We start from the raw sequence: 1,027 nt of genomic DNA, 5'->3' as shown, positions 1-1,027 counted from the left end.
AGATTTTAAACCATAAGTTTATTTACGGGTGGATCTTATATGATAATTATATATATATATATATATTGATAAAAAGGTTAAAAATTCTTTAATAACCATCGAATATATGAAATATTTTAACTAATAAATTAACAATTATGTCTATAAATTCATACATATATTTATTTTTAGCAAATAAATAACCTTCATTAAAAAGGTTTATAGTTGCGATTTTAAAAAATAAAAAAGGTGAGTTTAACACCTTTATTAAATTTTTTTATTTTAAATATTTACTTTTTTAGGATGGATTTTTAGTTGAAATCAATAGTTTTTGAATCTTCTTTTAGCTTTTTTAGCCTTTTTTGCTGTTCATCAATTATCTTATTGATAAAATTGTGCATTTTTTCAACGGCATTATATGGGGTAGTATAAAACGAATCAATTGATTTTTTTATATATATCTTAAATTGAATTTTTTCTCGCAATTCTTTAAAGGCTTGTTCACGATATTTAATAAGTTCTTCCTTAGGATAAGTAATACCAATATTAGATAAATCAGATTCCTTTATTGCTTTTCCATCAGGGGTAGTAAATGTATTTCCAAAATCTTTATATTGTGAATATGTTTTTTCTAAAGTTTGAACTTGTTTGATATAGTCTTTAACTAAATTAGCTCGTTGCTCAACATGTCAAAGAGTTGTTGTGTCGCCAATTGGACCATTTATCATATTAAAATAATCATAAATTTGATCTTCAATTTCTTCTATTTGAATTTCCAAAACATCTTCAAAAAAATTTTTAACCTTCTTAATTTCAGATTCAACAAAACCACTAAATTTAGCACTTATTTCATCTTCTAATTCTTTATGATTTTTTGTATCCTTCTTTAAATCTCTTAATAAAGTATCTTTTTCTTCCTGAGTAAATGGCAATTTTTTACCACTAAAAACTTCGAATAATGCATTTATTTTTTGATCACTTGTTATTATAAAAGGTTCATCATCTTCATCCCATGGTTGATTATGGTCCGGTTCATAAAATTCTCATG

Annotated in this window: 1 protein-coding gene; it reads right to left on the bottom strand. The window is 23.8% G+C overall.

Features of this window, described 5'->3' with window-relative positions; translation table 4 throughout:
• Positions 1 to 290: 290 nt before the first annotated feature.
• Positions 291 to 1,027, bottom strand: a 737-nt coding sequence (locus tag ACWXVQ_RS03180) for a hypothetical protein (protein WP_456013596.1), incomplete at its 5' end; no start/stop codon positions are given.

The organism is Mycoplasma sp. 527 (genome assembly GCF_053851595.1).
Note: the sequence above shows the minus strand (reverse complement) of the source record. Positions and strands in the feature narration are given on the sequence as shown.